Genomic DNA, 7,136 nt, shown 5'->3' on the forward strand with positions numbered 1-7,136 from the left:
ACAGCGTCTTTACGCTTGCCGGTCGCATAAGAACGGCCCAGCTCGTCACGAACAGGCTCACGTGGGGCCAGCTCAACTACAGGAGCTTCGTCACCAGCAACGGCGTTCAGCTCTTCGAGAGAATTCACTTGATCAGTCATGATTAGCTCCGGGTGTTCTTGGAGTTCATGGATTTCACATCCAGCACTTCTGGCGCTTGCGCCTCGTGTGGGTGCTCGGCACCGGCATAAACACGCAGGTTTGTCATGATCTTACGGGACAGACGGTTGCCCGGCAGCATGCGCTTGACCGCTTGAGTCACAACGCGCTCTGGGTACTTGCCTTCCAGCAGCTCACCCGCAGTGCGGGACTTGATGCCGCCTGGGTGACCGGTGTGCCAGTAATAGTTCTTGTCCGAGCGTTTCTTGCCGGTCATCTGAACTTTTTCAGCGTTGATGATGATGACGTTGTCACCGCAGTCCATGTGCGGAGTGAAAGACGCCTTGTGCTTGCCGCGCAGGCGCATAGCAACGATCGACGCAAGACGGCCCAGCACCACGCCTTCGGCGTCGATGATGATCCACTTCTTGTCGATGTCTGCTGGAGTAGCAGAGAAGGTTTTCATGGTTGTCTACCTGATATTTGGTAGCAGCGCCGAAAGGTTTCGACGCGCTCGTTAAGCGATGGGCGGGTTATAAAGGGTGTGAATGCACAGTCAAGCGCACAAAATCCAAATAAATCATTCAAAAACAATATGTTAAAAAATAGGTACTATTTTACCCCATATATTTTTCGAGTTTACTGCCCTTATTGCGAACCATATCGCCATGAAAGCTCTCGCAACAGGGTTTTGCTGGTCAGGGCCATTCCCGGAGAAACGGCAATCCCTGCCCCGCGCAGCATTTGCCCCACCCATGAATTGCACGTGTTAAACATATGATAGGCACCCGCACCTTCATAAAAATGCCCTGTGCCGTAAAGGCTCTCTCGCAAGGGGGCCTGCAAATCCACTTGGCCTGCAATCGCATCAACCAGGTTTTCAAAACTCTCTTGGGACAAGCGCAGACTTATACTGTCTGACCTGGAAAACACATCATCAATCCACCCATATCCCGTTGCGATATGCATGACACTCTCGCTGGGAACCAGCAAAGCTTTAGCTCCGACGGCAAAGGTCACGTCCTGAAGCGTCGGAACATCAAAATAAAATCCCCTGTCGCCCCAGCCGATTTCAAACCAATCTGCGTTGGGATATGTAGCTCGCAAGGCCGCGCTTTGTTCTGATGCAAAAGATTTCAAATCAGCGCGGCTAAACGCCAATCCGGCGTGATAACCATGATCCAGAACCCAAACCTGTGCCCCAGCCGCATCAATAGGTTGACCGGTCTCGACTGCGACAAACCTGCTAACACCCCATAGGATCAAAATAAGAAAAGCCGCGCGTCTAAAAGTCTTCAATGCGGCTCTCCGCCTGCTCACTTAACTCGGGACTACGCCCACAATGCTCATTATCACCGATTTGGTGGCACAGAATAGGTCAGCGATGCGCGGGCCACCATTTGGTCTGACCCCTCAGAGAATATACGCACGTCCGTGACGGTGAGCACTTTGCCGTGTTTCAACAGCTCGGCTCTGGCAATCAGGTCTTTGCCAGCCTCGGGCTTGCGCATGAAATCGATGGAACAGCTGGTCGTGACCGCGAGGGCTTTGCGCCCGACCACCGCTAGTGTCGCGACATAGGCGGCCACATCCGCCAACCCAAACATCGACGGCCCCGAGATCGTGCCGCCCGGACGCACATGCCCATCTGACACCTTCAGGCGCATGACGGTAAAGCGCCCGTCCATCTCTAGGATCTCAAATTGCGACCAAACCTGAGAGAACACTTCTGCCAGATACTCAGACAGCTCTTCTTTGGTTATCACCGGAGTCATTGCGCACCTCACCTTAGTGCCGCAAGTCTTTCCATAGAGCGACCCTGACACAAGCGATGAAATCTATGACGTAGCGGCAAAATTAAGGCGCCCGCCCGCGCAATCGGAACGAACTTCGCCATCAAATCCGCGGAATTGTACATGCAGAAGCAATAATTTACCCAATTTCGAAGCATTGCAGCCCAATTGTCATAATTGGGCACAATCTCGCCCCAATTTCTGCAATTTCTCTGGAAAATGCCTGCCAAATCTGGCATAAGATTTTCAGACGCTTCATTGGGTCGCTGAAAGGTGGAAGGTCCCTCCAAGGTCACTCTCTCAGACCTCGACATTCCTGCCTCAGCGACCCAAATGTGTTTTAGCCCCCCGGAAAAACAGCTGAATTGCGGCCCCGCCCTTCCCTTCGCGCTGCAACTGCCCTATCTGCGGCGCATGAGCGAAACATTGCATATCATCGGCGGCGGAATGGCCGGATCAGAGGCGGCCTGGCAGGCGGCCAATATGGGCGTCAAAGTTGTCATCCACGAGATGCGGCCCAAGGTCGAAACCTTTGCCCATCGCACGGGGCATCTGGCCGAGATGGTCTGCTCTAATTCGTTCCGCTCCGATGATGACGAGCAGAACGCCGTCGGCCTGCTGCATTGGGAGATGCGCGCGGCCAATGGGTTGATCATGGCCATGGCCGACAAACACCGGCTGCCTGCGGGCGGTGCCCTGGCGGTTGACCGTGATCCCTTTGCCGAAAGTGTGACCGCTGCGTTGACCGCACATCCAAATATCTCGGTTGAATATGACGAGATCACCGATCTGCCCGAGGACGGGCACTGGATCATTGCCACAGGTCCGCTGACCTCGGCGGGATTGGGCGCCGCCATTCAGGCTGAAACGGGCGCTGATGCCCTGGCGTTTTTTGATGCGATTGCCCCGATCATTTATGCGGAGAGCATCAATATGGACGTAGCCTGGCTGCAGTCGCGTTACGACAAGGGCGACACAGACGAAGAACGCAAAGCCTATCTCAACTGCCCAATGACGCAGGCGCAGTACGAAGCCTTTATCGATGCGTTGCTTACTGCTGACAAAACCGAATTCCACGAGGGCGAGACCGCTGGCTATTTTGACGGCTGCCTTCCCATCGAAGTCATGGCCGAGCGCGGACGCGAAACGCTTCGGTTTGGACCGATGAAACCCGTTGGCCTGACCAATGCGCACGCCCCCGACGACAAGCCCTATGCCGTGGTTCAACTTCGCCGCGATAACGCATTGGGAACATTGTATAATATCGTCGGCTTTCAGACCAAAATGAAATACGGCGCACAGACCGAAGTCCTGCGCATGATCCCGGGTCTGGAGGATGCGTCTTTCGCCCGTTTGGGCGGGATCCACCGCAACACATTTATCAATTCACCAACGCTGCTGGACAATCAGATGCGTCTGAAAAGCAAACCACACATTCGGTTTGCAGGCCAGATCACCGGCGTTGAAGGCTATGTGGAAAGCGCCGCGATGGGGCTTTTGTCGGGCCGTCTGGCTGCCGCGGAAATTCTGGGCCAACCGATCGAAACCGCCCCTGCGAATTCCGCCATGGGCGCATTGGTGCACCACATCACCGGCGGTGCCGAGGCCAAAACATTCCAGCCTATGAATGTGAACTTCGGGCTTTTCCACCCCGTAGAGGGGCTGAAAGGCGGGCGTCGCGGACGTAAAGACCGCTATAAGGCCTATACCGATCGCGCGAAAGCCGATTGGCAGGCATGGTTGGCGGCGCAGTCCTAGCGCCCTTCTCGGCCTTCAAACCAAGAAATCATAGACGCCGCGCCATTCGCGCGCTTTACTGCGTTTATGACAAAAAAATTTCTGGATTCCGTTTACAACCTAGACAACGCAAGCGCCGTCGAAGAGTTTTATGACGACTGGGCCACGACCTATGACGCCGAGGTCACCGACAACGGCTATCTCACCCCCGCGCGCTGCGCCGACGCGCTCTGGCAGTTCCTGCCGACGCCAGACACGCGTATTCTGGATGTCGGCTGCGGCACCGGCCTGTCAGGCGAGGCCCTGACCAAGCGCGGCTATACCAACATCGACGGCATTGACCTCTCTGCTGAAATGCTGGCCATCGCGAAACGCAAAGGCGTCTATCAAAACGCGATACACATGCAGGGCGAAGAGATGGACATCGCGCCCGGCAGCTATGAGGTGATCACATGTATCGGTGTGATCGGTGTGGGCGCCGCTCCGGTTTCCTTGCTGGACACGGTGATCGATCTGCTGCCATCGGGCGGCAAACTGGTGCTGTCCTACAATGACAAAGCCATCAAAGAACGTATTTACGAAGCGCGTTTGAACGATTATCTGGACGGCGGTAGCGCGCGGCTTCTGTTTCGAGAACTGGGCGACCACCTGCCCGGAAAGGGCATGACCTCTTATGTCTATGTCGTTGAGAAAGCGTGACTTTTAGAACCCGTTTTGCGCCTTCCCCTACCGGTCCACTGCACTTGGGACACGCCTATTCCGCGCTTATTGCGGCACGGGCTGCGCAGGCCCAAGGTGGCGCGTTTCTGCTGCGTATCGAAGATATCGACCAGTCGCGCAGCCGTTCCCATTGGGAAGATCAGATCTATGACGACCTGACGTGGATGGGGCTTGCGTGGCCCACACCGGTGATGCGCCAGTCTGATCGGTCTGAGGCCTATCAGGCCGCGGTGGGTCGCTTGACCGACATGGGTTTGACCTATCCTTGCGTGTGCCGCCGTTCCGACATCGAGGCCGCGGCCGGGGCACCGCAAGAAGGGGTGCCTCAATTTGGCCCCGACGGGCGCATCTATCCAGGCACCTGCCGTCAACGCACCTTTCCGGAATCCTCGGATCACGTTGTTCGATTGAACATGGCCAAGGCGCTCGATCAGGTCGACGATCTGTCGTTTAACGAAGTTGGCCCGTTGTTTACCGGCACGCATAATTTGGACAAAGCGGCGATGTTGCGAGAGGTGGGCGACATCATTCTTGTCCGCCGCGGCATGGCCGCAAGCTATCATCTTGCTGTAGTGGTGGATGACGCAGATCAGGCGATCACTCAGGTCACACGCGGCGCGGATTTATGGGAGGCCACACAAATTCATGTTGTATTACAAAAACTTCTGGGGGTTTCTACACCTGTCTATCATCACCATGACCTGATACGGGATGATGCGGGAAAACGCCTTGCAAAGCGTGACGACGCCCGCGCCATAGCCACCTATCGTGCAGAAGGCGCGACACCGATGGACATTCTCAAGATGCTTGGGCTATCGCGCTGACGCGTGTGACGATGCGCAGGCTGGGCGACACAGTTTAGTGGTCGTCGCAATCATGCATTGGGGCCATCAGCTCGACCTCGTCCCCGTCCCGCACAGCCGTGTAAAAACAACTGCGCCGCATCGTGTGGCAGGCTGCCCCGGTTTGGTTGATCAGCACCAGAATGCAGTCCTGATCGCAATCATAGCGAAAATCCACCAGTTCTTGAGTATGCCCGCTGGTTTCCCCCTTGATCCAAAACGACTGTCTGGACCGCGACCAATAAGTTACGCGGCCTGAGTCCAACGTACGCTGCACGGCCTCGGCGTTCATCCACGCCATCATCAAAACCTCATGGCTGGTGGCGTCTTGCGCGATCGCCGGGATCAAGCCATTTGCGTCGTAAGTCAGCGATTTCGGGTCGAAAGCCATGAGGAGCCTCTTTGCTTTTGGAGTTAGGAACTCTATCTAAGACTGGCGGTGAAAAGGAAAGACCTTATGTCTGGCGATAATGATCTGATCAAACTCTACTCTGGGCGCATTCTGGCGCTGGCCGCCGACATGCCGCGCACGGATCCGCTCGCCAATCCTGATGCCACGGTTAAGAAACGCTCGCCCCTGTGCGGCTCGACGGTGACGGTGGAAATCAAACTCGTGGACGGTCAGATTTCTGAGTACGGACAGGATGTTAAGGCCTGCGCACTTGGTCAGGCAGCGGCCTCGGTTGTGGGCGCGAATGTGATCGGACTGACCCGAGCAGAGGTCGAACAGGCCCGCGATGCGTTGAAAGACATGTTGAAGAAAGATGGCCCTGCCCCGGCAAGCCCTTTCGACGATCTAGAGGTTCTGCGCCCCGCGCGGGATTACAAAAACCGGCACGCATCCATCCTGCTGGCGCTGGACGCGACTGTCGAGGCCATTGATCAAGCCGAGCAATCTGCCTGCGCATAACCACTTTCTGACGCACAAAAAAATCGCCGCACGTCTCGGGGAAGACGGCGGCGAAGGTCGCGTGTTCTCTGCAATGGAAAGAGCGACGTTCCGAGCGGGCTGATGTGAGGCAGACCCTAAGACTTTCAGGCAGTGACAGTCAGTTCGCAGCAAATGGGGACAGGCTGCGCGGAAACATCAATGAGAACCGCAGGCAGATAAAATTAAACGAAACCGGGGATGTGCAGAGCAACCAGCATCATCACCACCAAAGACGCGGCACCAACGGCGTCCTGAAACAGTGTGGACTGTGAATTTTGGATCGCGGACTTGATTTGACGAAGCATCGGGCTCTCCTGCACTTGAATTATTTGTTGCTCATTTGTTCTCATTTTTAGCGAGTCGTGTAAAGAACTAAATGAGAACATTTGAGAACATTTTGTGAATACGAGAACGTTTCGCCGCTAACCTACTGAAATTAAACGGATCGCTTGATCCTGTTCCATCAACCAAAGAAGAACACGCGCGGCCTGACCGCGTTCTGATGTCAAACTCGGATCGTCATGCAGCAGTTTACGCGCATCCGATTGCGCGATCTGCATCAGATGGGCCTGTGATTCCATATCCGCGATTCTAAAGCGCGGCACACCCGACTGTGCCGTTCCAATCAAATCGCCCGCACCCCGCATTTCCAGATCGGTTTCAGCGATCCGGAACCCGTCATTGGTTTCTCGCATCACGGTCAACCGCTTGGTGCCACTCTCAGACAGTGGGGATTGATAGAGCAACAAGCAGGTCGAGGCCTCGGACCCGCGCCCGACGCGTCCGCGCAGCTGGTGCAGCTGCGCCAGCCCAAAGATTTCCGCCCGCTCGATTACCATGATTGTCGCCTTGGGCACATCCACGCCGACCTCGATCACAGTCGTCGCCACAAGGATCTGCGTCTCACCGCGCTGAAAGGCCTTCATCGCCGCGTCTTTGTCAGCAGGCGACATCTGGCCATGCACAAGGCCCACG

The 7,136-nt window shown here is 55.9% G+C and carries 10 protein-coding genes and 1 pseudogene; 4 read left to right on the forward strand and 7 right to left on the reverse strand.

Annotated features, from left to right (window positions below; translation table 11 throughout):
* The 4 genes and pseudogenes from ACEQWH_RS11150 to ACEQWH_RS11165 all read right to left on the reverse strand — a co-directional run.
* Window positions 1-140 (reverse strand): annotated as a pseudogene (locus ACEQWH_RS11150) (30S ribosomal protein S9); the annotation flags it as partial.
* A gap of 2 nt (window positions 141-142) precedes the next feature.
* Complete coding sequence (rplM, locus tag ACEQWH_RS11155; protein ID WP_370230838.1) at window positions 143-604, reverse strand: 50S ribosomal protein L13; 462 nt, start codon at window positions 602-604, stop codon at window positions 143-145.
* Between the two features lie 182 nt (window positions 605-786).
* Window positions 787-1,437, reverse strand: a complete 651-nt coding sequence (locus ACEQWH_RS11160; RefSeq protein ID WP_370230841.1) for a DUF2459 domain-containing protein — start codon at window positions 1,435-1,437, stop codon at window positions 787-789.
* A gap of 53 nt (window positions 1,438-1,490) precedes the next feature.
* Window positions 1,491-1,913 (reverse strand): PaaI family thioesterase, encoded by a 423-nt coding sequence (locus ACEQWH_RS11165; RefSeq protein ID WP_370230843.1) that lies wholly within the window; start codon window positions 1,911-1,913, stop codon window positions 1,491-1,493.
* A 432-nt stretch (window positions 1,914-2,345) separates the two neighbouring features.
* Here ACEQWH_RS11165 and trmFO point away from each other — a divergent pair, with 432 nt between their 5' ends.
* From trmFO to gluQRS, 3 genes are all read left to right on the forward strand, one after another.
* Complete coding sequence (gene trmFO / locus ACEQWH_RS11170) at window positions 2,346-3,689, forward strand: methylenetetrahydrofolate--tRNA-(uracil(54)-C(5))-methyltransferase (FADH(2)-oxidizing) TrmFO (RefSeq protein ID WP_370230856.1); 1,344 nt, start codon at window positions 2,346-2,348, stop codon at window positions 3,687-3,689.
* Between the two features lie 66 nt (window positions 3,690-3,755).
* Window positions 3,756-4,367: a class I SAM-dependent methyltransferase gene (locus ACEQWH_RS11175; RefSeq protein WP_370230844.1), complete on the forward strand. Its 612-nt coding sequence runs from the start codon at window positions 3,756-3,758 to the stop codon at window positions 4,365-4,367.
* Window positions 4,364-5,212, forward strand: coding sequence for a tRNA glutamyl-Q(34) synthetase GluQRS (gene gluQRS / locus ACEQWH_RS11180; protein ID WP_370230845.1), 849 nt, complete (start codon window positions 4,364-4,366; stop codon window positions 5,210-5,212). Before ACEQWH_RS11175 ends, gluQRS begins: the two co-directional genes overlap by 4 nt.
* Before the next feature lie 34 nt (window positions 5,213-5,246).
* Here gluQRS and hisI read toward each other — a convergent pair whose 3' ends face one another.
* Window positions 5,247-5,621 carry a phosphoribosyl-AMP cyclohydrolase gene (gene hisI / locus ACEQWH_RS11185; RefSeq protein WP_370230847.1) on the reverse strand — a complete coding sequence of 125 codons (375 nt, stop codon included), beginning with the start codon at window positions 5,619-5,621 and terminating at the stop codon, window positions 5,247-5,249.
* Window positions 5,622-5,687: 66 nt separating this feature from the next.
* Between hisI and ACEQWH_RS11190 the strand changes: the two genes are divergently transcribed.
* Window positions 5,688-6,140, forward strand: coding sequence for an iron-sulfur cluster assembly scaffold protein (locus tag ACEQWH_RS11190; protein WP_370230849.1), 453 nt, complete (start codon window positions 5,688-5,690; stop codon window positions 6,138-6,140).
* A gap of 203 nt (window positions 6,141-6,343) precedes the next feature.
* Here the strand turns inward: ACEQWH_RS11190 and ACEQWH_RS11195 are convergent, their stop codons facing one another.
* Together ACEQWH_RS11195 and ACEQWH_RS11200 are read right to left on the reverse strand one after the other, a co-directional pair.
* Window positions 6,344-6,466, reverse strand: a complete 123-nt coding sequence (locus ACEQWH_RS11195; RefSeq protein ID WP_370230851.1) for a hypothetical protein — start codon at window positions 6,464-6,466, stop codon at window positions 6,344-6,346.
* 117 nt (window positions 6,467-6,583) lie between these two features.
* A partial coding sequence (locus ACEQWH_RS11200; protein ID WP_370230854.1) for a helicase-related protein occupies window positions 6,584-7,136 on the reverse strand: 553 nt, incomplete at its 5' end.

The organism is Cognatishimia sp. (assembly GCF_964229375.1).
Lineage (GTDB): Bacteria > Pseudomonadota > Alphaproteobacteria > Rhodobacterales > Rhodobacteraceae > Cognatishimia.